At 45.7% G+C, this 23,241-nt stretch carries 18 protein-coding genes and 1 other RNA gene; 6 read left to right on the plus strand and 13 right to left on the minus strand.

From position 1 onward, the window contains the following. Positions 1 to 151: 151 nt before the first annotated feature. Both RGU72_RS07355 and RGU72_RS07360 read right to left on the minus strand, forming a co-directional pair. Positions 152 to 2,470: a xanthine dehydrogenase family protein molybdopterin-binding subunit gene (locus RGU72_RS07355; protein ID WP_322119111.1), complete on the minus strand. Its 2,319-nt coding sequence runs from the start codon at positions 2,468 to 2,470 to the stop codon at positions 152 to 154. A 206-nt stretch (positions 2,471 to 2,676) separates the two neighbouring features. After that, positions 2,677 to 2,865, minus strand: a complete 189-nt coding sequence (locus tag RGU72_RS07360) for a DUF1289 domain-containing protein (protein WP_322119112.1) — start codon at positions 2,863 to 2,865, stop codon at positions 2,677 to 2,679. 235 nt (positions 2,866 to 3,100) lie between these two features. Between RGU72_RS07360 and RGU72_RS07365 the strand changes: the two genes are divergently transcribed. Beyond that, positions 3,101 to 3,703, plus strand: a complete 603-nt coding sequence (locus tag RGU72_RS07365) for a MarC family protein (protein ID WP_322119113.1) — start codon at positions 3,101 to 3,103, stop codon at positions 3,701 to 3,703. 73 nt (positions 3,704 to 3,776) lie between these two features. Here RGU72_RS07365 and RGU72_RS07370 read toward each other — a convergent pair whose 3' ends face one another. The 4 genes from RGU72_RS07370 to RGU72_RS07385 all read right to left on the minus strand — a co-directional run bounded on the left by RGU72_RS07370 (position 3,777) and on the right by RGU72_RS07385 (position 7,669). Continuing rightward, positions 3,777 to 3,965, minus strand: a complete 189-nt coding sequence (locus tag RGU72_RS07370) for a hypothetical protein (RefSeq protein ID WP_322119114.1) — start codon at positions 3,963 to 3,965, stop codon at positions 3,777 to 3,779. 113 nt (positions 3,966 to 4,078) lie between these two features. Beyond that, positions 4,079 to 4,675 carry a recombination mediator RecR gene (gene recR / locus RGU72_RS07375; RefSeq protein WP_322119115.1) on the minus strand — a complete coding sequence of 199 codons (597 nt, stop codon included), beginning with the start codon at positions 4,673 to 4,675 and terminating at the stop codon, positions 4,079 to 4,081. A 158-nt stretch (positions 4,676 to 4,833) separates the two neighbouring features. Then, the gene (locus tag RGU72_RS07380; RefSeq protein ID WP_322119116.1) at positions 4,834 to 5,160 is read right to left on the minus strand and encodes a YbaB/EbfC family nucleoid-associated protein; all 327 of its coding nucleotides are present in this window, start codon (positions 5,158 to 5,160) and stop codon (positions 4,834 to 4,836) included. A gap of 82 nt (positions 5,161 to 5,242) precedes the next feature. Further along, positions 5,243 to 7,669, minus strand: coding sequence for a DNA polymerase III subunit gamma/tau (locus tag RGU72_RS07385; protein ID WP_322119117.1), 2,427 nt, complete (start codon positions 7,667 to 7,669; stop codon positions 5,243 to 5,245). A 342-nt stretch (positions 7,670 to 8,011) separates the two neighbouring features. Here RGU72_RS07385 and RGU72_RS07390 point away from each other — a divergent pair, with 342 nt between their 5' ends. Further along, on the plus strand, positions 8,012 to 9,601 hold the full coding sequence (locus tag RGU72_RS07390; RefSeq protein ID WP_322119118.1) for a hypothetical protein: 1,590 nt from the start codon (positions 8,012 to 8,014) through the stop codon (positions 9,599 to 9,601). 376 nt (positions 9,602 to 9,977) lie between these two features. Here RGU72_RS07390 and RGU72_RS07395 read toward each other — a convergent pair whose 3' ends face one another. From RGU72_RS07395 to ffs, 4 genes are all read right to left on the minus strand, one after another. Further along, complete coding sequence (locus RGU72_RS07395) at positions 9,978 to 10,970, minus strand: IS30 family transposase (protein ID WP_322118425.1); 993 nt, start codon at positions 10,968 to 10,970, stop codon at positions 9,978 to 9,980. 109 nt (positions 10,971 to 11,079) lie between these two features. After that, on the minus strand, positions 11,080 to 11,544 hold the full coding sequence (locus tag RGU72_RS07400; protein ID WP_322119119.1) for a cache domain-containing protein: 465 nt from the start codon (positions 11,542 to 11,544) through the stop codon (positions 11,080 to 11,082). A 164-nt stretch (positions 11,545 to 11,708) separates the two neighbouring features. Beyond that, positions 11,709 to 12,170, minus strand: a complete 462-nt coding sequence (locus RGU72_RS07405) for a cache domain-containing protein (RefSeq protein WP_322119120.1) — start codon at positions 12,168 to 12,170, stop codon at positions 11,709 to 11,711. Between the two features lie 280 nt (positions 12,171 to 12,450). Continuing rightward, an RNA gene (gene ffs / locus RGU72_RS07410) (signal recognition particle sRNA small type) lies at positions 12,451 to 12,549 on the minus strand. Positions 12,550 to 13,031: 482 nt separating this feature from the next. Here ffs and RGU72_RS07415 point away from each other — a divergent pair. From RGU72_RS07415 to RGU72_RS07425, 3 genes are all read left to right on the plus strand, one after another. Further along, positions 13,032 to 13,961 carry an ABC transporter ATP-binding protein gene (locus tag RGU72_RS07415; protein WP_322119121.1) on the plus strand — a complete coding sequence of 310 codons (930 nt, stop codon included), beginning with the start codon at positions 13,032 to 13,034 and terminating at the stop codon, positions 13,959 to 13,961. Between the two features lie 9 nt (positions 13,962 to 13,970). Beyond that, on the plus strand, positions 13,971 to 17,552 hold the full coding sequence (locus RGU72_RS07420) for an ABC transporter permease/M1 family aminopeptidase (protein WP_322119122.1): 3,582 nt from the start codon (positions 13,971 to 13,973) through the stop codon (positions 17,550 to 17,552). A 271-nt stretch (positions 17,553 to 17,823) separates the two neighbouring features. Continuing rightward, positions 17,824 to 18,027 (plus strand): hypothetical protein, encoded by a 204-nt coding sequence (locus RGU72_RS07425; RefSeq protein ID WP_322119123.1) that lies wholly within the window; start codon positions 17,824 to 17,826, stop codon positions 18,025 to 18,027. Here the strand turns inward: RGU72_RS07425 and RGU72_RS07430 are convergent. Together RGU72_RS07430 and ubiD are read right to left on the minus strand one after the other, a co-directional pair. Next, a complete protein-coding gene (locus RGU72_RS07430) occupies positions 18,024 to 18,674 on the minus strand; it encodes a glutathione S-transferase (protein WP_322119124.1) in 651 nt (216 codons plus the stop codon). The two genes, RGU72_RS07425 and RGU72_RS07430, sit on opposite strands and share 4 nt — an antisense overlap. Positions 18,675 to 18,793: 119 nt before the next feature. Then, positions 18,794 to 20,278, minus strand: coding sequence for a 4-hydroxy-3-polyprenylbenzoate decarboxylase (gene ubiD, locus RGU72_RS07435; RefSeq protein ID WP_322119125.1), 1,485 nt, complete (start codon positions 20,276 to 20,278; stop codon positions 18,794 to 18,796). 502 nt (positions 20,279 to 20,780) lie between these two features. Between ubiD and RGU72_RS07440 the strand changes: the two genes are divergently transcribed. Then, the gene (locus RGU72_RS07440; RefSeq protein ID WP_416200107.1) at positions 20,781 to 21,749 is read left to right on the plus strand and encodes a transglycosylase SLT domain-containing protein; all 969 of its coding nucleotides are present in this window, start codon (positions 20,781 to 20,783) and stop codon (positions 21,747 to 21,749) included. 67 nt (positions 21,750 to 21,816) lie between these two features. Here the strand turns inward: RGU72_RS07440 and RGU72_RS07445 are convergent, their stop codons facing one another. Further along, positions 21,817 to 22,725 carry a LysR substrate-binding domain-containing protein gene (locus RGU72_RS07445; RefSeq protein WP_322119126.1) on the minus strand — a complete coding sequence of 303 codons (909 nt, stop codon included), beginning with the start codon at positions 22,723 to 22,725 and terminating at the stop codon, positions 21,817 to 21,819. Between the last annotated feature and the right edge of the window lie 516 nt (positions 22,726 to 23,241).

Raw genomic sequence — 23,241 nt, forward strand, 5'->3', positions numbered from 1 at the left:
TATCGCATCTGACCCTTTGACTTTTTATTCAACGTTGCTCTTCGTGCTTGAATCCACCAAGCAATATAGTTCTTTACTTAACCAGGCAGAATTTTTTATACGGGTCCATTAGCTTAAGCCAGATCGCGTGGAAAGCTAGTCAGAATAATATTTAGGTGATATCCAAATGCAGAGGCAAGCTACGAAGACGCTTACCTGTCAGTGCAAATAAGGCATTAGCGACTGCCGGGGCAATCGGTGGAGTTCCTGGCTCGCCAATACCTTCTGGCGGATTGGCACTTTTGATAATAATTACCTGGATGTCTGGAGTGTCATTTATCCGTAAAACAGGATAATCGTGGAAATTGGTTTGCTCCACCTGTCCGTTCTTAATCGTAATATCGCCGTACAAAGCTGCTGACAAACCAAAAATAATTGCCGACTCCATCTGCTGCGTAATGATATTTGGGTTAACAGCGATCCCGCAATCCACGGCGCAAGTGACTTTGTGTACGCGAAGCTGATTATTCTCAACCGAGACCTCAGCCACTTGCGCAACGATAGAACCAAATGATTGATGCAATGCCACGCCATGCGCCCGTCCATCTGGAGCAGCACCAGCCTTGCTCACTGCCGCCTCCAATACGGCTAGATGTCTGGGATGTTGAGTCAACAATTCACGTCGAAAATTCACTGGAGTTTTGCCAGCAGCGTGCGCCAACTCATCAATAAAACTCTCTTTAAAGAACGCATTGTGAGAATGTCCTACAGAGCGCCAATAGCCTAATGGTACTGGCGTCGGCACAATCACATGAGCGATCTTTTGGTGCGGAAATTCATACGGCATATCGAACTCACCTTCTGCCGTTGTTTTATCAGGACCACCTGCAGGCAAGCCAAATGTGCGTTGCATCACTTGATGTGTGACAGAACCAGAAGCAGATTTATTGTCATAGGCGGTAATTTTTCCACTTCCATCAACGACCGCTGCAAAGCGTGCAATTGCGGCCGGACGATACATATCGTGGGTAGTATCTTCCTCGCGGCTCCAGATCAATTGAACTGGCGCGCCTTTAGTTTCTAAGGCGATTTTTACGGCTTGGATCACCATATCAACTTCTAGCCGGCGTCCAAAACCGCCACCCAAATAGGTCATATGCAGATCAACATTATCGGGAGAAATATTCGCGATCTTGGCTGCAACGCCAACGGCAATACTTGGAACCTGAGTCGATGCCCAGATTATTAATTTTCCGTCCTTAAACTGGGCGGTGCAATTCATCGGCTCCATCGTGGCATGCGCTAAAAACGGTGCACGATACTCTGCCTTAATCAACTGATCTTTGGCTGTCGCAGCAGCAAACCCAGACGCGGGATCGCCAACTTTATAATAAGTAAAACCAGATTCGGTATCCAATTGATTACTAAGTTCTTTAAATATGCCAGCACTAGACAAACCTGCATGTGCACCGGGAAGCCACTCTACCGGCAATGCCAGCAAGGCTTTTTTTGCCGACCAGTAATTTTTAGCCACCACCGCAATGCCAGCGACGATATGCTCTTGACCAGGACTGGACAAGTCCACAACATGCATCACTCCAGGCATAGATTTCACCGCATCGGCATTGAAGTTTTTAATACTGCCACCAATGGTCGGACTCATCTTTAGCGCGGCATAAAGCAAACCCGGCGGTCTGACATCAAGACCGAATACCGCACTACCATTGACCTTAGACGCTGCATCGGTGCGCGCTTGCGGCGTTCCTATTACCTTAAAGTCTTGTGGATTTTTTAAGCGTATTTCGCCAGGCTCAGTTTGAGATGCCTTCTGCGCTAAATCGCCATAAGCGAGGCTTTTGCCTGAGGAATGGATTACTTTGCCATCGGAGGTGTGACATTGCTCTGGTGGCACGGCCCATTCTTTTGCTGCTGCCGCTACAAGCATCGCGCGTGCGGTGGCACCCGCTTCACGCAATGGCCCCCAAGAATCTTTGACACTCGATGATCCGCCTGTTAATTGCAAACCCAGCTCGCGCGCAAATTTACCTGTCATCCATACCGCTGTCCGCTTTAACACCCCTGTGTCATCGGGATGAAATGGCAAACCATCAGCCATGACGACAACATTCCCATAAATTTTATCGATGGGAGCGTACATCGTTTTGATGCTATGCATGCCGACATCAAGTTCCTCTGCAATTAACATCTGCAAAGCGGTATGTATGCCCTGCCCCATCTCACTCTTATGCAGGGCAACCGTAACCGTGCCATCTTTAGCAATCTTGATCCAACCAGTCAAGCTTACTTCGTCATTCATCACAGGCAAAGCAGTACCACCGTTTTGACGTTGCCGTGGCGGCATCACACCCCAACCAACCACAAGCGCACCAGTAACGCCCAAGCCGCCCAGGACAAAACGACGACGCGACTTATTTTTGGGTGCTGCTGCAGTTATTACTTTGGATGTTGATTCCAGCTCAGGCTTTGTCATCGCTATGTCTCCATAATTTGATTATGTTTTTTTGGAACTTACGCAAAATTATCCAAGCTGCGTTGCAGTTCGTGTATTGAGGTACTAAGTGAAGTCCCAAGTGAAGTACTAAGAACTAAATTACTGCCCTCGTCACCACTCCTTGCTGAGGTGGTTTTTCGTAAGTTTTATTGTTAATTAAAGTTAGCATAGATAAAACACAGTGGTTATTTGTTCCGCCGCGGATACCCCTCAGACAATATGCGGCTCCATACAATTTCTTTTTGCTCTTGTGACATGAAAACCCACTCAGCAACCTCCGCCAATGTGCGACCACAACCGCGACATACATCGTCAAATGTAGTGGAACATACTGCAACGCAAGGGGTATCAGGTCGTTCTTTATTTTCAAACATAATTATTGCCATTCAAAGTCAAACTTAGTGATTTTAGTCCGTCTACATATACAAGCATCATCCAACGGGACATTTACCAGCAAGGACACAACAGTCAGAGCGTAATGTAAAGACCCGGTACTCGTTATTTATGACGAATAATAACGCGCTTTCTAAAATTGTCTTGTAGCACCTCGTCAATTCACTTACGATGCCTTACAGTCCATAGAACACCATCAAAGCACGCTAAAAAATTATGACCAAAGACTTTTTTCAATCTTTTATTTTACTGATACTGGTCACTGATCCGTTCGGTAACGTCCCAATTTTTGTCAGCGCACTGTCACATGTTTCGCCAGAGCGTCGCTGGCGTGTCGTGGTCAGAGAATGTGCGATTGCCTTTGCCCTGTTATTACTATTTATGTTTTTTGGTAAGCATTTTTTAACAGCGATGCAACTCTCGGATGTATCACTGCGCATCGGTGGCGGCGTAATTTTATTCTTGATCGCATTGCGTATGGTGTTTCCGCAAGAAGGCGGTATTTTTGGCGATGTGGAAGACGATCACGAACCCTTTATTGTGCCGTTGGCTATTCCTGCATTAGCAGGTCCCTCTGCTTTAGCAACCGTATTATTATTTTCGTCCGATAGCAAAATGGATGTCGCCGTACATCTAGCGGCACTCACCGCAGTAGCCATAGTCTGGCTCATTGTTTTACTCAGCGCAGAACAGATGCAACGGGTATTAGGCAAGCGTGTAATGACAGCGTTTGAACGTTTGATGGGATTGATATTGACAGCAATGTCAGTAGAGATGCTGCTAGCAGGAATACGCGATTATCTGAAAACTTTATCTTGACGCACAAGATTCAACGTCAAGATTAAAGGCAGAGATGAACGTGGAAATTAAACGTAAAATAAAATCCGACAACTCAAAATACAAACTCAGCAGATGAAGGTATCAGAGCTAAATTGTGTGCAGAATAGCGCAATTGCAACTCTGCATTTTGCGCGAGACCTTGCTCTACATTTTGCGCAAATAACTTATTATTAAAAGTAAAGTAACCGAGCAAAAACAGCAGCAAAGCGATAGCGAATTGTTTGAAAAATCGTCGATTCATATTGTCATCCTTACCTACTCAGTTAACTACCTACTTGGTTACCTAGTATCTAAAATCATTATGCATCTACCGGGTATTGATGCATAAATTGATGCCTGCTAATCCGTACTACATTATGTGGCGCGACGATCCAACATTGCCCTTGCAATCGTCCCGGCATCTACATATTCAAGCTCACCACCAACTGGCACTCCTCGGGCAAGACGGCTAGCTTTTAATCCACGTGATTTTAAAGTCTCGCCAATATAATGCGCAGTTGCCTCGCCCTCATTGGTGAAGTTGGTCGCTAACACGACCTCAACCACAATGCCATCTGTCGCACGGACGATCAGTTTTTCCAGATGAATATCTTTCGGCCCGACACCATCCAGCGGAGACAAACGCCCCATTAATACAAAGTACATGCCTTTGTATGTCATGGTCTGCTCAATCATCATTTGATCTGACGGCGTTTCTACTACGCAAAGTAAAGAGGCATCGCGCTCAGGATCAAGACAAGTCTCGCAAACATCACTCTCGGTAAAGGTATTACAAAGCTGGCAGTATTTAATTTTCTCTACAGCCTGCATCAATGCCCTACCCAATTGCGACGCACCGTCCCTGTCGTGTTGCAGCAAGTGATATGCCATACGTTGTGCAGACTTAGGGCCGACTCCGGGCAAGCGACGCAAAGCTTCTGCAAGAAATTCAAGACTGGTATGGGGTTTCACTTAGGGGGAATAGACCGTTAATAAATAAAAAACAGATAAAAAGCGTAGCGCGAAAAAGCGAAGAGACGAATTTTCTGCATGAGGACGAATAAAAATACGGAGGCAAGATACCAAAACTTAACATTGCAGAGGGCTTTATACCCTCTGCAAAAACGTACTTAGAACGGCAGTTTAAAGCCTGGTGGCAATGGCATGCCAGATGTCAACGCAGACATTTTTTCAGCCGATGTGGCTTCTGCCTTGCGTACTGCGTCGTTAAAAGCTGCTGCAACCAAGTCTTCTAACATATCTTTATCGTCGGCCAGCAAAGACGGATCAATCGTGACGCGTTTTACGTCATTTTTGCATGTCATCACTACTTTGACTAAACCTGCACCAGATTGCCCTTCTACCTCAACTAGCGCCAATTGGTCTTGCGCTTTTTTCATGTTGTCTTGCATGGCTTGCGCTTGCTTCATCAAGCCTGCGATTTGGTTTTTCATCATAAAAATCTCCTAAAACTTGTTCAATGGTGTTGATAAATGCTTAATTAATTTGTAGCTATTGGCCGAATCATTTTGTAAGAAATCAAACAGGTTTAATACTGCCAGTCACGATAGACGCGCCGAATTCTCGCATTAAAGACTGAATGAAGGAATCACTTTGTATCGATTTTTCTGCAAGCTGCTGACGCTCTGCGCGCTCAGCAACTGCCTGGGCGTTAGCGGTTTGCTCGACGGCACCGATTTTAGTCTCGACCTTAACTGTCTTTGCAAAACGCTCTGACAAAGCGAGCTCTAATTTTTCAACGCTGCCAGATGATAATAATGTTTGCAAAGGTACGCGCAAACTAAATACGAATGTATTACCGTTGATCTGGCAATCAATTAACTCACTTTGCTGCACTAATTGCTGTGCCACGCCACGCATCGGCAAACTGCTTGCCAGATTAGGCCAATGTCCATCCCAATTTAATTCTTGTATTGGTTTAATTTCTGTAACGCGCAATGCTATTTGTGGCGACTCCCCAAATGCTACAGAGTCAGTTGGCGCTTCACAAGCATTTATAGTTTGCGCCGAAATTGATATGGTCGGCTGAGGAGGGTTAACGGGAGGTGCTGGGTTTTCTGACTTCACTTGCACGGGAACAATCGCAGCCTGATCAAACTGATCATCAAAAGCAGCGGACTGAAAATGTGGCGGTAACTCATTAGAAGAGCTCGCTTCCATCATATCTTCGTCCCAAGGCGGCATGTCATCCATCCCGGCTGGCGCCGCTATTTTTGTCTGGCTTACGGTTGATGTGTGCCGCTCTTTTGTCGGAGAAACAACTTGCGTAGCGTTGGCAAATGACTCAACTGGGGCAGTTGGCCTAGCTGGTGCCGAGCTTAAGACTGGCACCGTAACAGGTGCCGCCATCGGACGTGTTGCAGATATTTCGGCAACTGCTGCACGACTGGCAACCGAAGGCTTACGTAAACCAGCAGCAGCTAACGCAGCATCACGAGGCGATAAAACAGGGACTGCCACCGTTGCTGGTAGAACTACCTGCGCTGCGATTGGAAGCGCTTCTGGTATTACTTCTGGAAGTATTTCCCCCACCTGCTGAGCAGTCGAAACAAGTTCAGCCACACGAGCTACCTGATTATCTTGAGCAGAAGATTCAACAGCCGGCACAGCCATAACTGGCGCAACGGGCGGTATCGCTACAGACATTGTTGGCGAGACTATTGCAGCGGAGCTTAAAGGTGGGCTGGATGCTAGCTGCCCACTAATTGAACTAGCTGAATTTACCGATCTGACTGAATTTACTGGGCTTACTACACTCGGCATAATTGGACGTTGAGGAACGCGGCCAGACGGCGCAGATCCACCCGAGCCACCAGCGCCATTACCTGCAATTGCCGCGCCACTATCAGACGGACGGAAGGCTAGCAAGCGCAGTAGCGTCATACTAAAACCAGCGTATTCATCCGGTGCTAACACCAACTCATTACGACCATGTACCGCGATCTGGTAAAACAGTTGAATCTCTTCTTTACCGAATAAAGCAGCGAGGCGAATAACATCATCGCGCTCTGGCATGTCCTCAGGCACAGCATCCGGCACCATTTGTGCGATGGCAATCTGATGCAGCAAACTACCTAAATCTTGTAGAGCGGATTTATAAGACAAGCTACGTGCCGCCATTTCGTCAGCGACATCTAGCAAAGCTTTGCCCTCTTTCACAGCCAAGGCATCGAGCAAGCGGATCAGATACGACTGATCTAATGCACCCAACATACCTTGCACTGCCTCTAAGGTCACTTTGCCAGCTGCATACGCAATTGATTGATCTGTCAGCGACAAGGCATCGCGCATAGAGCCATGCGCACCTTGTGCCAGCAAGCGAAGTGCCGGGACTTCAAATTCGATCTGCTCTTGGCCGAGAATATTTTCCAGGTGCGAAACAATATGACCAGGTGGCATCTGCTTCAAATTAAATTGCAGACAGCGCGACAATACCGTCACTGGAATTTTTTGTGGATCGGTGGTGGCGAGGATAAATTTGACATGCTCAGGCGGCTCTTCCAGCGTCTTTAACATGGAGTTAAACGCATGGTTAGTCAGCATGTGCACCTCATCGATCATATAGACCTTGAAGCGTGCATTCGATGGTGCGTAGACCGCTTGCTCTAGCAGCGCTGCCATCTCATCCACCCCGCGATTAGACGCCGCATCCATCTCGATATAATCAACAAAGCGTCCGGCATCAATCGCCACGCAGGCTTCGCACACACCACAAGGGTGCGAGGTGATGCCGCCGTTACCATTGGCACCGATGCAATTAAAGGATTTAGCGAGTATGCGTGAGAGCGTCGTTTTACCGACACCACGAGTCCCTGTGAATAAATACGCGTGATGCAGCCGTTGCTGCTCCAGCGCATGCGATAAGGCACGAACCACGTGCTCCTGCCCAACCAGCGTTTCAAAGCTTTTGGGACGATATTTTCTGGCGAGAACTTGATATGACATGACAGGATTTTACCTTATCCGACTCTGTTTTGACGTAGTGCAGACAAAGATCATTGATTAAAAATAATGGAGGTAGCAAACGGTTAATTCTCTGCCGTCAAGAAGGTGAAATATCTAAAAACACTGATTAGACTACTCAGGGCGATCCGGCAGCTTTTCAGATATGTCTTACAAACATTTGCTTAAGCCTAATAATTGTACTATAACGATAACATTTCAAAATAGATAACAAATGAAAGCCTGCCAGTCATGATGCATGACTGACTTCACCGATGTTCGTTAGAAAAATACGTCAACGTTCTCACAAATTACGCAGAGGCGTTACCAAAAACTAAGGATGGTATGAGCAATCCAAACGCCCCTTTTTACCCGATCATCTATGTGCGTGGCTATGCGATGACGCCTGCGGAAATCGATGAAACTAGCGCCGACCCGTTTTGCGGCTTTAATCTTGGCTCCACCGTATATCGTGCAGTGCCGGACAAAACGCGACAACCGCGTAAATATATTTTTGAATCACCCGTGATCCGGCTCGCCTCCGATTTTGACTATAGCGACGTGTACGAAGATGGTTATGACATCCTCGATCCTGAATGGGTCGCCGACCCAGACAATAAGCTAAGTAACCGCTCCATCATTATCTATCGTTATTACGACGAGGCCTCCCGCTTGCTGGGCATCGGAGAGACACCTAGCATCGAAGTATTCTCACAAAAATTAGCGGAACTCATTTTGCGTCTGCGAGATTTGGCCTGCGCTAATCCAGACAATCAAATCACGCCAGAAGATTTCCGCTGCTATTTAGTTGCTCACTCTATGGGTGGGCTGGTCTGTCGCGGCCTGTTACAAAATCCTGCAAATGACCCGAATAACGCCAAACAATATGTCGATAAATTCTTCACCTATGCTACACCCCATAACGGAATAGACATATTGGGAGCGAACATTCCCTCATGGCTAAGTGCATCGGACATGAACAATTTCAACCGCGAAAAAATGGCGGGCTATCTGGATTTGCAAGACACTTATGCCACAACTGGCCGCGTCGATTGGTTGCCGGAAGATCGCTTTCCATCCGACAAAGTATTTTGTATGGTCGGTAGTAACCGCACCGATTACGAAGTAGCGATGGGCTTATCCCGCACCTTTGCGGGTCATGGCAGCGATGGCTTAGTCCGTATTGATAATGCAATACTCCATGGCATCCATCAAGATGGCAGCGCCAGCACACCATGTGCAAAAGGCTTTGCCTATCGCTCACATTCTGGATATTTTGGCATCGTTAATAGCGAAGAGTCGTATCAAAATTTAACCCGATTTTTGTTTGGCGATGTGCGGGTAGATATCTGGGTTGATGTAGAAGAAATCCGCTTACCTGATGAAGTACAAAAAGCGGTAGACGATGGCCGCAACATCAACGCTTTATATCAATTTGAAATTCTGGCATCCCCTCGCGGCAAACTCTGGTATCTGACACGCCGCACCAGCGAAGAAGATTCTGTTGCCTGTATGAGCCAAGACGAATGGCGTACCGATCCAGTCAAAAACGGTCCTCAATACTTGTCCACCGTTTTCCTCGCCAACCGCTCCCGCGTCAACAAACAGCGCCGCTCCTTAGCGTATAGCGTCGCGCTGGGTGTAAGGGTACCGGACTACGAAATCGACCGTAAATTATGGATTAATGAACATTACGAAGGTGGTTACTTATTCCGTAACGCTATCTTGTTAGAAATGGTGCCGCCTGCCACTGATGGCGAAACATGGAAAATCCATTACGCATGGCAAAATAATGGTAGCGCTGCGGCCAATCAAGAAATAGAAACTGAAGGATTATGCGAGGGCAAAATTGATGTCAGCATCCCGTTCGATAGCGACACCACACCGGGAATTAGCGGCACATTGAGATTTGTTATTACCTGCTGGAATACATAGGCAGGACAGACCGCTTAATCAAACAAATAGATTGACAATATCCAAATATGTGCAGAAGTTAAAAAAACAAATCAAAAATAATTTTCGGCGTATTTTCAAGACAAATAGATAAAGAGTAATTCTGGGGAATTAGTTTTCTTGGTTTTGCTGCAATCCAGAGAAGAGAAAAATAAAGCCACCCCGCTCAGAGTGACTTTATTTTTGGCGATTTTTCGAATTTACTAACAACGCCGCATACATTGCATTTAATATCCTCCCAACATTTTTATTAAAAATACCCTACTATCCAATGATTAAATGGACAATTAAATATACATACTGGGAGTATATAATTTACATCCACCGTATTTTAGAATAAGGAAGAGGGCGGATTCAGCTACGAAGAGCAACGGGAGGTAAGTTTTAGGGGGAGTATATCCAAATTATAAAAAACCTCAAACGGCGTTCGATAGCCGAGGCATTTCCTAGGGCGATGATTGAGTTGATTGACTGCCCGTTGCAACTGGGCTTGAGTGATTTCCTTGAAGTTGGTGTTCTTTGGAAAGTAGTATCGTAATAAGCCGTTCGTGTTCTCGTTGAGCCCCCGCTCCCAGGAATGATACGGATGAGCGAAGTACACTTGGGCTTGCAGATGTGCTGCGATGGACTCATGCCCTGCAAACTCCCTGCCATTATCGAACGTGATGGTATGGCAGTGCTGCTGATGTGGCGTGAGCAGTTGCTCGATGCTGGCAGCAACTCCTTGCGCGTGTTTGCTATGATGTTGCCGGGCTAAGGTAAAACGAGAGACACGATCGACCCGCGTAATGACGATACCTTGCTGTTTCTTGCCAATGATCGTATCGCCCTCCCAGTCGCCTAAGCAGATTTTTTGATCCACGATCGCGGGTCGTTGGTCAATGCTGATACGGTTCTTGAGCATGCCCCGGCGCTGTTGACCACTACCGTAGCGTTTGCGGTAGGGCTTCTGACCCCGCAGATGCTTGAAGAGAGTGCCGCCCGCTCTGCGGTCAGCGTAGATGCGCAGATAGACGGTTTCATGACTGATCTTCATTTTTTCCTGCCGTTCCAGGCTTAACCGTTCGATTGCTTGCTGCGGCGATAAGTCCATGCGCAGGTAGGTCGAGACGGCGAGCCAGTCGTTGTCATCAATACGTCGTGCGTTACGACTATTCTTTTGTCGTTCGTCGGCTATTTTTTTCGCTTGTAAGGGGCGCCATCCGCTTCCTCCGGTATTGCGCTTGAGTTCCCTGTGGATGCTGGACTTATGACGATGGAGTGCGGCAGCAATCTCGCTGACTGTCTTTTTTTCTAACCGCAGTGCGTAAATTTGGTATCGTTCGTCTTGGGTTAGGTGTGTGTAGCGCATATTCGGCAACTTTCGACTGGCTGGTCAAAAGGCAGAATGCTATCGCATCTGACCCTTTGACTTTTTATTCAACGTTGCTCTTCGTACTTGAATCCACCGAGTTAATTCGTTATTGCTTATAGATTCCGCAGCCAATAAAAAAATCGTCCACTTTTTCAACGTAGGTCGATTTATTCTCCAATGCCTTGGTCAATGGATTTGGCCATTGATAATCAACCCAGCCGCTACCTTTGCTCTTGATGATGGAAACCATTTCTTTGCCAACATAAACGTTACCGGCTTTTAGTTCTATTAAATTTTTACCGACCATTCTTGGGTTGTTACCATGCGCTAAATTGACCGCATTCATGTCGTAAGCAATCAAATACAGATCGCGGTCATGAAACTCTTTATTCGCCGGATTACTAAAATCGGCAAATGCTTTTTCTTTACCTTGCGCTTTAATTGCTGCAATACCTTTTTTTACCATCGCGATGGCCTGATCTGCTGTATCGTGATCATCGGCCGCAAAAGCTACTGGCAAAAAGCTGATACTTAGTAGACATGCGATCAAAAGTTTATTAAACAATTTCATTATGAATCTCCTCAATTGTTGCCGTTAAAATTCTTGAAACACGAATACACGATAAAAAAAGTAGAACTTAAGTAATGATTAAATAGCGATCAACTAAACTATGAATCAACAAATCTGGAAACCAAAAAAGCCACTCTGATTTGAGTGGCTTTTTAATATTAACGCTATTTGTAGATACCACATCCAACAAAATAATCGTCAACTTTTTCTACATAAGTCGATTTAGTTTCTAAGACTTTAGTCACCGGATTTGGCCATTGATAATCGATCCAACCGCTCCCCTTCGATTTGATAATGGCAATCATTTCCTTAACTACAAATTTATCGCCCGCTTTTAACTCAATCAGATTTTTGCCCATCATCTTAGGATTATTCCCATGCGACAAATTAATACCGTTTAAATCATAGGCGATTAGATATAAATCACGATCATGGAAATCTTTGTTTGCTGTATTGGCAAATTCAGCAAACGCTTTTTCTTTTCCTTGTGACTTAATCGCTGCAATACCCTTTTTTACCATCGCTATCGCCTGATCTGTAGTGCCACGATCTTCTGCAGCAAACGCTACAGGCAGAAAGCTCAGACTCAACACGCATGACATTAGAAATTTACTAAAAACGTTCATTATTTATCTCCTCAATAGATCGATTGGGACGAATCAACAACTCTTGAAATGCAATTTTTAAAGCCTGTCGATAATTGATTTACACGCAGCGCGCAAAACTAAACAGATTTTTAAATCAGTTTTCAACATGCTGTTACCTAGAATAAATACAAAGCTGTGCTAACGCAAGCAGATAAAGCGTGAATAATTTGGGAGGAATTTGTTTATCAGCGCATTTGAAGAAAATTCAAATACAGACATTGATGAAGCGATAAATCTTGGAAGGGGAAGTTCTTCGGAAGGAGGCGAGCCTGATCTGCGGCACTTACGGGAAATGACTGTGGCTGCTTCGTTCCCGACCTGACCAGATTGGCCACGCCGCAATGCGCAGGGGCCCGCCAGCACACATTATAGCGTATGACCACTGGCTCGTGCTGGCATTTTTATCTGGAAAATTAATCCTGCCAAAATTAATCTATACCTGATCTAAGCCTACTCTATTCAGGTTTGGATTCAGGTTTGGATTGGGCGTTTGTGCCGTATGGGCTCTGTATTAATCAATTCGTGACCCACTCACCCATCCTGAGTTTTAGCATGCTCTTCATCAAACACCTGCTTATTCCATCCCCATAAATTCTGTTTTCATCTTCACTCAGAGCTATTTCGTCGCTTTTTGATGGAATGCAATGACCAAGTCTTTTATTGTGCAAACTGCAAAAAATATAGCTCAGTGACGACATTAATAAAGGCATCAATAAAAAATTGATCGATGCAAAACATATTGTAATTTTGAAAATTACTGATCACAATTCAACAGCTTGCTTTTTTTGCACTGCGCCGTATAAAACATCAGCACTTTAAAACACTTTTTAGGGAATGGTCATGGAACTACGCATACAGAATTTATCCAAGCAATATAGCAATGGTGTACAGGCACTTAATCATATTTCTTTGACGATTCCGGCTGGCATGTTTGGCTTGCTGGGCCCCAACGGTGCGGGCAAATCTACTTTGATGCGCACCTTGGCAACATTGCAGGATGCTGATTCTGGTACTGCGCAGTTAGACACAATGGATATTAAGACGCATAAAGATGACGTGCGTCGCGTACTCGGCTATTTGCCACAAGACTTTGGCTTGTATCCTAAAGTCAGCGCCTATGATTTATTGGATCATTTTGCGGTACTCAAAGGACTTTCTAACGGTAAGCAACGCAAAGAAGTCGTAGAAGGTTTGCTACATCAAACGAATTTATTCGACGTAAAAAATAAACATGTCGGTGGTTTTTCTGGCGGTATGCGCCAACGTTTCGGGATTGCGCAAGCGCTACTGGGTAATCCAAAACTGATTATCGTCGATGAGCCAACGGCTGGCCTTGATCCAGAAGAACGCGTGCGTTTTCACAATCTGTTATCTGACATCGGCAGTGACAAAATCGTTATTCTCTCTACCCATATCGTGGAAGACGTAGCAGATTTATGTAATCACATGGCCGTCATTAACAAAGGCGCTGTTATTTTGACGGGTCAGCCATTGCAATTGATTGATCAGATTCAAGGCAAAATTTGGAAACGTTTTATCGAGAAGAGCGAGCTGGCGCACTTCCAACAACAATATCAGGTGATTTCTAGTCGCCTGACATCCGGCCGCACGCTCGTGCATGTGTATGCAGATAGCAATCCTGGCGATAGTTTTACCCAAGCGCAAGGTAATTTAGAAGACGTCTATTTCTCTGCCATGGCAAATCTCTTGCCGCAGCAGTTGCCGCTAGGGCTGCAACAACATTCAGCATCTGCTGTGCAAGCCGCTTAAGGGAAAAATATGCTTCCTATTATCCTCTTTGAGCTACGGCAAAAATCCCGCAGCATCTCTACCTACGTGTATTTCCTGATGTTTTTCTCACTGGCGATGTTGTGGATTGCAGCAGCCGGCGGTGTGTTTGATGGCGCAGTGATCGACTTCGGTGGCAAGGTACACATCAACTCGCCAGTGGCGATTTCGCAGACCGTGACTTTCCTCGGTTATTTTGGTGTTGTGATTGTTGCGGCCATGATGGGCCGGGCGATACAACAAGATACTGAACACAATATCTGGCACTTTTTCTATAGCTCACCGATCAGCAAATTTCAGTATTTAGGTGGTCGTTATGTTGGTGCGCTACTCACTCTGATTCTGATTTTTTCTAGTATCAGTCTGGGCGCATGGTTAGGTTGTTATTTACCGGGCCTGAGTAAAAACTTCCTTGGCCCTATGATTCCCGCGGCCTATGTTGCGCCCTATCTGACTTCATTAATCCCAAATCTGATGATCTTCGGCGCCTTGTTTTTTACGCTGGGTGCGCTGTATCGTCGTATGTTGCCGGTGTATGTTTGTAGCGTCGTTTTACTCATCGGTTATCTGGTTGCTGGCACTTTAGCGCGCGACGTTGATGACAGAACATTAGCCGCTCTGCTCGATCCGTTTGGGTCGCGTGCAATCAGTCGTGTGACTGAATACTGGAGCATTACGGATAAGAACACCCGTATTGTGCCTATGCAAGGCCTGCTGTTATATAACCGCTTGATCTGGGGTGCCGTCGGATTATTAGCACTGGTGCTTTGTTATTGGCGTTTTGATTTTGCGGCAATCACCGCTGGTGGCAAACAAAAAAAAGAAACGACTAAAAAAGTTGCGCCAGCAGTAGTTAACATTCCACTGGTAACGCCCAACTACAGCAGCTCAAATATCTTCTCTTTGTTTATCCGCCAATGCTGGCTTAACCTGCGCGAAACCGTTAAAAACGTTTATTTCATCGTCATTGCGTTAACCGGTGTGATGTTCATGTTTTCGCTCTCCGGCGCGCTGAGCAAAATGTATGGCACAACGACCTATCCGGTCACCTATGCAGTACTGGATTTACTCGGTGGCAGTTTTAGTCTATTCATGCTGATCATTACTACCTTCTACGCAGGCGAGCTGGTATGGCGCGAACGTGATGCCAGAATTGCGCAATTGCTGGATGCGTTACCAATACCGAATTGGGTACCATTGATGGCGAAGCTAGTTGCCTTAATCAGCCTGCAAGGCATCTTGTTATTCGTTTTAATGTTGTGCGGGATTGTGATTCAAACCTTTAAGGGATATACCCATTACGAGCTTGGTCAATATCTGCAACATCTGTTTCTAATGCAATGGCCCGGTTACGCCTTAATCGCCGTTCTGGCAATCTCTATCCAAGTGATATTAAATAACAAATACGTCGGTTATTTCGTCATGATCGCGTATTACATCGCCACGATCGCATTACCTGCGCTGGGTCTTGAGCATCCTATGATCATGTACGCCGGTGGGCCGACACCACGTTATTCCGACATGAATGGCTACGGACATAACTTGCCGCAAGTGTTCTGGTATCAACTGTATTGGACTGGTGCCGCGCTGGTGCTCTTGGGTTTGTCGATGTTGATGTCGGTACGCGGTACGGCTGGCGAATGGCGTCATCGCCTGGGTCAGACGCGATTGAGTATGACGCCTGCGATCAGGTCTACCCTGATCGTCGGATGTCTAATGTTTGTTAGTGTCGGCGGCCTGTTGCTCTACTACACCAATATCGTCAATCATTACGAGAACAGTTTTGACCGGGAAGAAGACCGAGCTGAGTATGAAAAGCACTATAAAAAATACGAGGCAATGCCGCAGCCACGGATTACCGATATCAAAGTGGCAGTAGATATCTTCCCCGAGACACGCACTGCCCATGCCAAAGCCAGCTATCAACTCGTCAATAAAGGGACGACACCAATCAGCGAAATCTTTATCACACAAAATAAAGATATTCGAATGGATCAAGTCCATTTTGATCGTAACGCTGTATTAGCGATCCAAGACAAGACAGGTTTCTATAGCTATAAACTCACGCCCGCCTTAGACGCTGGCGACAAACTCAATCTTGATTTTGAACTGGAGTTTGCACCAAAAGGTGTGGCAGGCATGGGTAGCGAAAGCCAAATCCTGAACAACGGTAGCTTCTTTAACAGTAGCGCTTTTCCACATCTCGGGTACCAATCTGTAACAGAACTCAGTGATGACAAACAGCGTAAGAAACATGGCTTAACTGAGAAAGAAAGAATGCGCGAACGCGACGACCCCAAAGGTCTGACCAATAGCTATTTAGCTAACGACGCCGACTGGATACGCTTTGACGCAACCGTGTCTACCAGCGCAGATCAGATTGGCATTGCGCCGGGGCGACTAGATAAAGAATGGACAGAAAACGACAGGCATTATTTCCACTACGCGCCGGATAAACCTATTCTGAATTTCTTCGCATTTTTATCAGCACGTTACAGCGTTAAGAAAGCGCAATGGAATGATGTCGCGATTGAAATCGACTACCAAAAAGGTCATGAATACAATCTGGATCGCATGATCAAAGGTGTGCAAGAGTCGCTGACGTATTACACCAAGAACTTCGGCCCTTATCAACATAAAATGGTTCGCATTGTCGAGTTCCCGCGTTATGCAAGCTTCGCGCAAGCCTTCCCGAATACGATTCCATTTTCGGAAAGTATCGGCTTTATTGCCAAAGTAGATGACAAAGATCCCAAAGACCTGGACTATCCGTTTTATGTTACGGCACATGAAGTAGCACATCAATGGTGGGGACATCAGGTGGTGTCGGGCAATACCAAAGGTGCGACGATACTGGTAGAAACCTTAGCGCAATATTCTGCCCTGATGGTCATGGAAAAAACCTACGGTAAAGACAAAATGCGTAAGTTCCTCAAATACGAACTGGATCAGTATTTATTCGGTCGCGGACAAGAGCGTAAGAAGGAACTGCCAATTGCCTTTAACGAAAATCAAGGTTATATCCATTACTCAAAAGGTAGTCTGGTGATGTACTTGCTACAAAGCCAGATTGGTCAGGACAAAGTCAATGCTGCTTTACGCGATGTGCTAGCGCAATATGCCAACAAAGGCGCGCCCTACCCTAGTAGTAAAGTACTGGTCGATGCACTGCGCAAGGTGACGCCAGAGGACAAACAAGCACTGATCACTGACCTGTTTGAATCCATCATCCTATTTGAGAATCGCGCCTTGTCCGCCAGCGCCAAAGCAGTTGGCAACGGTCAGCATGAGGTCACGCTCAAAGCCAGTATGAATAAACTCAAAGCTGATGAACTTGGCGCAGAAAAAGAAGTCCCGCTGCACGAATGGATAGATATCGGCGTCGACGACAAAGATGGCAATCCCTTGCTGCGTGAACGTAAATTCATTGATCGTAAAGAGATGACATTTACGATGTTAGTCAAAGGTGAGCCAGCTAAGGCAGGGGTTGATCCAGACAATTTATATATTGACCGCAAACCTGACGACAACTTGATTAAGGTGGAAATGGCGCGAAGTAATATCGAAAGATAAAGCACCGCGCCAGTAGAGTAGTAATGATCAGGGCGAACATGGCAAGCACTTGCTGTGTTCTCTTTTTTATTTGAGCTGAATGAAGTTTTCGCCACTGCAGCGTTGTTACGGGATATAACAGATGTAAGTAATCATGCCTAAAAAAATTGCAGAAAATTTAAATAAAATAAATCAGAAAATTAATATACTCCCTCTATTTTTAAATAAATATGCCTCAAAGCCCAATTAATATATGGACAATTTAATATACAGCCAACCAGTATATTAAATAATGTCAATTGTTTGCCATAACGAGGTTACGGCGCAAGCAGCGATGTTATTTGATCTGCTTGATTATTTTTCTGGCGCCACGGGACTCTGGCTCAATCACAATCCACGCACAGGCTTATGGCTGGATCATAGTGCCGAGATTATTTTTGCCGGATTGGGATTGCAGTTAATTGTGGGTCGCGAAGCAAGCTTGGCACATCACTAAAGCAAATCACTAATCGACACCACAGGCACTTTCGCCATTACAGCAATAAACAAATCCGATTGTAAGAATCCCTCCAGCCAGGCAATGAGATGTTTGTACCGGCTGGAGTAAAACCAATCTGCATCTACCAGCGCACATTGGCGTACAAACGGCAAAATCGCCAGATCGGCCATACTTAGCCGCTCGCCGCTTAAATATTGGTGTTGTTGCAGGCGGCTATTTAGTATTGCCAGGAATACTTCGGCTCTTTCTCTATATGTTGTTGCGCTGTGCTCTGGAAAACGCTCAGCATACTTATATCGATCCAGAGCCTGCTTAAACGTGCTGTCATTTTGACTAATCAAGTTTTGCACTTCGGTTGGCAATGCGCCGTCGGGCATCAAACATAATGCAGCGTCGTTTTGGTGATGTTGCGCCAGCGCCCAACACATGATGTCCAGGCTCTGGTCGATTACCCGTCCATCCGTCAATACCAACACAGGCACCGTGCCTTTGCGAGAAAGGTCAAGCATCTCTTGCGGTTTGTTACGCAAACTGACTTCTTGTATGTCAACATCGATACCACTGAGCTTGATCGCCAGTCGAGCACGCATGGCGTAAGGGCAGCGGCGAAAACTATATAACAAAGGTCTGGCAGTGGTGCTCATAAGGACTGGGTTTGATGACGGACTATAAATGATCGCTTAAGTATTATTCTCTTCCGACAAATACGTAACCAACCAACAAGCTCAGCTCCGCATTTGATTCTGGATATATAAAGTCGAATCTACAACCCCAACTCCTGCCAAATCAAATCGACCTTCGCTTTCACTTCAGGCGACATCTGTATTGTGGTGCCCCACTCCCTACTAGTTTCGCCTGGCCATTTATTCGTGGCATCCAATCCCATTTTGCTACCTAGTCCGCTGACGGGTGAGGCAAAATCAAGATAATCGATCGGTGTGTTATCGACCAGAGTCGTATCACGCAGTGGATCAACTCTGGTGGTAATCGCCCAGATCACTTCTTTCCAGTCGCGGATATTCACATCCTCATCCACCACAATGATGAACTTGGTATACATAAACTGGCGCAGAAAACTCCAGACACCAAACATCACTCGTTTGGCATGGCCTGCATAGGCTTTTTTTATCTGCACTACGGCCATGCGGTAGCTGCAACCTTCAGGTGGCAGGTAGAAATCCGTGATTTCACTAAACTGCTTTTGTAATAAAGGAATGAACACTTCATTGAGTGCTACTCCCAGGATCGCAGGCTCATCTGGCGGCTTGCCTGTATAAGTTGAGTGATAAATAGGATCACGGCGCATCGTAATGCGGTCAATGGTAAAGACGGGAAAACTGTCTTGCTCATTGTAGTAACCAGTGTGATCTCCATAAGGTCCTTCAAGCGCATGCTCGTAGCCGGTAGGGTGTGATTCATCTGGGTAAATATGCCCTTCCAGCACGATCTCGGCACTGGCAGGGACGCGCAACTCACTACCCATCGCTTTAACCAGCTCGGTGCGACTGCCACGCAAGAGTCCTGCGAATTGGTACTCGGACAAGCTATCAGGCACTGGAGTGACCGCACCAAGGATGGTCGCGGGATCTGCACCAAGTGCAACGGCAATCGGATAAGGCTGACCTTTATTGACAATACCATGCTCACGGAAATCCAAAGCGCCACCACGATGCGCAAGCCAGCGCATGATAACTTTGTTGCGACCTAGAACCTGCTGCCTATATATACCCAGATTTTGGCGCTTCTTATAGGGGCCTTTGGTAATCACCAGACCCCAGGTAATTAAAGGAGCGACATCGCCGGGCCAGCAATGCTGGATCGGCAATTTCGCCAGATCGACATCGTTACCCTCCCAGACTATCTCCTGACATTTGGCGCCGCGTACTTCTTTGGGCGCCATATCCCATACCGCTTTCACCAGCGATCCGAGACCCAGAATATCTTTAAATGCCTTCGGAGGCTCTGGCTCTTTCAGCGATGAGAGAACGTGGCCGATTTTACGTAAGTCACTGATACTATCTGCGCCCATTCCCATCGCGACACGATGCGGTGTACCGAATAAATTACCCAGTACCGGAATGCTATGCCCCTTTGGCTTAGTAAATAAGAGCGCAGGACCTTCGGCACGCAAAGTACGATCGCAGATTTCTGTCATCTCCAAATAGGGTGAAACAGGTGTAACTATTTGTTTTAATTCATTTTGTTGTTGAAGCTGAGAAATAAAATCTCTCAAATCCGAATATTTCATGTTTTTAGCTTTTTATGAGTTTGAACTAAGTAAAGTAAAGAAATCTGCTAAGTACTTGATTTGACACAGATTTGCTGCGATGCAGCATGAATTTTAAGATTTAAAAGTAATAAAGATTAACTTCTATAGTATTGACTTGATATAAAACCGACCCTACAATTCGCCCAACTTGATGAAGAGGGTAAACTCGTTGCTCTTAGTTGCCGTCTAACGACGATGGCAAATCCAAACGGTAACATCATTCACGGGGATCGGGCCCCACATACAACATTGTAAGGATTGTTTTCAAAAGGCGTCTGCCTTGACCCGAAAAAAGTTGTTTGTCATTGGAGAGACTGCGAGTCGCCCATATATGTATATATAACTGACAAATAATTCCGGCGTCTTCCGGTCGCGCCTGCGACGAAGGCGATGTTTCTGATTCGTAGCTAGTCCGCTATACAGCAAACCAGCATTAACGCTGCATAGCAAGGGCATAGATTACGAAGGTTCAGGAGGTAATATGATACAAAGTTCTAACGTAGTACTACAAAAAAGTAATTTGCAAAGCAACTCTTTATTTGTTAGCAAGGCTAACACCCTACTCATCGCGGCACGCGATGCCCGTAGCGGTTTTATTACAACTATGCACCACCTGCTGATGATCTTTGGCATTGGCGCGATCGTCCTGCTTGGGATGATGTTTATCAAGCCCGATTTGCTTGAAAAATTTAAACAGCTTTCACCGTTTACCGTCGCCGGGCAGGATGCCGAGGAAGATACTGCCCCGCCTAGTCTGGCAATGCTGATGGCAACCCCAGAACAAGTTGCACAGTCCGATCAGGCAACCGCTAAGCCAACAGAACTAACTGAAGAAGACCGGAAAATGCTAGGCAATCAACGCCAGCAACAATGGGTCACCAACTGGCTGGCTAAGCGATATCGCATTGCCAGCGATGCGACCAATATGCTAGTTTCTGCCAGCTACTTAACTGCAAAAGAAATCAAACTCGATCCTTTGTTAATCTTGTCTGTGATGGCAATTGAGTCCGGCCTGAATCCTTTTGCCGAAAGTCCGGTTGGTGCGCAAGGTTTGATGCAAGTCATGTCCAAATTACATCATGAAAAGTTTCAGGAAATGGGCGGCATTAAAGCGGCGCTGAATCCAGTTGCCAACATCAAAGTCGGTGCCCTGATCTTAAAAGATTACGTCTCACGTGGTGGCTCGGTTGAGGCAGGTTTAAAACTGTATGTTGGCGCGGCTGCGTTTGAAAATGATGCCGGTTATGGTTCGCGCGTTTTGGCTGAATATCGCCGTTTAAAAGATGTTGCTAACGGCAAAAATATTCCTACTTTTAATGCACCGGCACCGATCCCAGTGGCACCACCAGCACGTCATATAGAAAATATCGCGACTAAAGTTGATGCCGTTACAGAGACTAAAGCTGCCGAGCAAAAGCCAGCGCATCCAGAGCAAATAGCAAAACTGTAACAATGTAATTAAAAACTTCATCAAGTCGTAAAAAAGCCACCTCCACTAAAAAAGTCAGGTGGCTTTTTTACGCATCAAAGCCAAAATCGTAGTCCTTTGCTACATCCAGAGCCAGCTCGCGGAAATCATGCATTAACTCTGACCGTTTGCCACCACTTGGGTATGCCAGGACATATTGGTGACGAATATCGCTGGCAAACGGTCGCACAATCACCCCGTTAGAGCGCCACACCTTGGCACCAAAAGGTTCAACAATTGAGATACCCAAACCATTCGCAACCATCGCATAACGTGTATGCGAGGTTTGGGTCTTAACCCGATGGCGCGGACGAGTGCCGGTCTCGTCCAGACGAATCTTTTCCAGCTCATAACTTTGCGAAATAATCGGTAAGAAACCGATGATATTTTCCCCATCCAAGTCCATGGGGTCGATCATCTCTTTTTCAGCCAGGCGATGCCCTTCTGGCAAGCCACACATGACACTGACTTCTTTAATAGTTTCTTGCTCCATACCGGCTAACGGCGGAAACGCCATGCAAATAGCGATATCCACTTTAAGATTTTGCAATCGCATTAAAATCTCTGGCGTGTTGCAACTATCTACAGTCACTGGCACATCGGGATGATGTTTAAAAAATTGACGCAAAATCAGCGGCAAAATCGTCGTAGACAAGACGGGTAGACAAGCGATCGTAATGCCTTCCGGCGCTTCATTACGAATGTTGCTGGCGACCTGAGTCAAGCGTTCCAGTCCCAAAAAATTCTCTTCCACCGCGCTATAAAACCGCACACCAGCTAAAGTAGGCTCTAAACGTCCTTTGTCGCGGTTAAACAACCTAAACCCGAGAGCACTCTCTAAATCAGCAATAAGACGGCTAATGGCTGGCTGAGTAATATTCATTTTCCGAGCGGCGCCAACACTGGTTCCGGCGATCATCAAACACCGGAATGCCTCAATTTGCCTGAATTGAATCATAGAGTTTCTTATCCCACATCGAAAAATAAACAGGAAAAAAATATACTCCCTCCATGTATTATTTAATAGTCCATATAAAATATTGACAATAACGCGTATTTTTAAATAATTATGGGGAGTATTTATTTTTCATCTTAAAAATCAAGATCAACATAGCTTTGTTAGCGTTTTATCCAATTACTCAACTTTCTGGATAAAACAATATAACTAGACGCTTGTCACATAACGAATTCACATTAAGTATGCGAATTTGTGAGTGGACATGATATGGCAATATTGTGATAATTTGTTACACTTTGTTAAAATTAGTTCACAAAGACAACCAAACAGTCTGTGCAAATTACTTTTAGCATCGTCGTAAGCTGCTCTGCTATTCAAAATCCAAGGCCAATATAGCGGCTTGTTGGTAAGCCCAGCATATTGCATTACAGCATCAAGGTAATACCCACAAGGTGAAACATCGACGCGCTTCCATCTCCCATAAGTAGATAGAGTTGCGTCGACTACTTATTTTTA

The organism is Undibacterium sp. 5I1, assembly GCF_034314085.1.
Taxonomy (GTDB): domain Bacteria; phylum Pseudomonadota; class Gammaproteobacteria; order Burkholderiales; family Burkholderiaceae_D; genus Undibacterium.

Coding starts and splice junctions, on each gene's coding strand:
- RGU72_RS07355 (WP_322119111.1), bottom strand. CDS start 2,470: ATGACAAAGCCTGAGCTGGAATCAACATCCAAAGTAATAACTGCAGCA.
- RGU72_RS07360 (WP_322119112.1), bottom strand. CDS start 2,865: ATGTTTGAAAATAAAGAACGACCTGATACCCCTTGCGTTGCAGTATGT.
- RGU72_RS07365 (WP_322119113.1), top strand. CDS start 3,101: ATGACCAAAGACTTTTTTCAATCTTTTATTTTACTGATACTGGTCACT.
- RGU72_RS07370 (WP_322119114.1), bottom strand. CDS start 3,965: ATGAATCGACGATTTTTCAAACAATTCGCTATCGCTTTGCTGCTGTTT.
- RGU72_RS07380 (WP_322119116.1), bottom strand. CDS start 5,160: ATGATGAAAAACCAAATCGCAGGCTTGATGAAGCAAGCGCAAGCCATG.
- RGU72_RS07385 (WP_322119117.1), bottom strand. CDS start 7,669: ATGTCATATCAAGTTCTCGCCAGAAAATATCGTCCCAAAAGCTTTGAA.
- RGU72_RS07390 (WP_322119118.1), top strand. CDS start 8,012: ATGAGCAATCCAAACGCCCCTTTTTACCCGATCATCTATGTGCGTGGC.
- RGU72_RS07395 (WP_322118425.1), bottom strand. CDS start 10,970: ATGCGCTACACACACCTAACCCAAGACGAACGATACCAAATTTACGCA.
- RGU72_RS07400 (WP_322119119.1), bottom strand. CDS start 11,544: ATGAAATTGTTTAATAAACTTTTGATCGCATGTCTACTAAGTATCAGC.
- RGU72_RS07405 (WP_322119120.1), bottom strand. CDS start 12,170: ATGAACGTTTTTAGTAAATTTCTAATGTCATGCGTGTTGAGTCTGAGC.
- RGU72_RS07415 (WP_322119121.1), top strand. CDS start 13,032: ATGGAACTACGCATACAGAATTTATCCAAGCAATATAGCAATGGTGTA.
- RGU72_RS07420 (WP_322119122.1), top strand. CDS start 13,971: ATGCTTCCTATTATCCTCTTTGAGCTACGGCAAAAATCCCGCAGCATC.
- RGU72_RS07425 (WP_322119123.1), top strand. CDS start 17,824: ATGTCAATTGTTTGCCATAACGAGGTTACGGCGCAAGCAGCGATGTTA.
- RGU72_RS07430 (WP_322119124.1), bottom strand. CDS start 18,674: ATGAGCACCACTGCCAGACCTTTGTTATATAGTTTTCGCCGCTGCCCT.
- ubiD (WP_322119125.1), bottom strand. CDS start 20,278: ATGAAATATTCGGATTTGAGAGATTTTATTTCTCAGCTTCAACAACAA.
- RGU72_RS07440 (WP_416200107.1), top strand. CDS start 20,781: ATGATACAAAGTTCTAACGTAGTACTACAAAAAAGTAATTTGCAAAGC.
- RGU72_RS07445 (WP_322119126.1), bottom strand. CDS start 22,725: ATGATTCAATTCAGGCAAATTGAGGCATTCCGGTGTTTGATGATCGCC.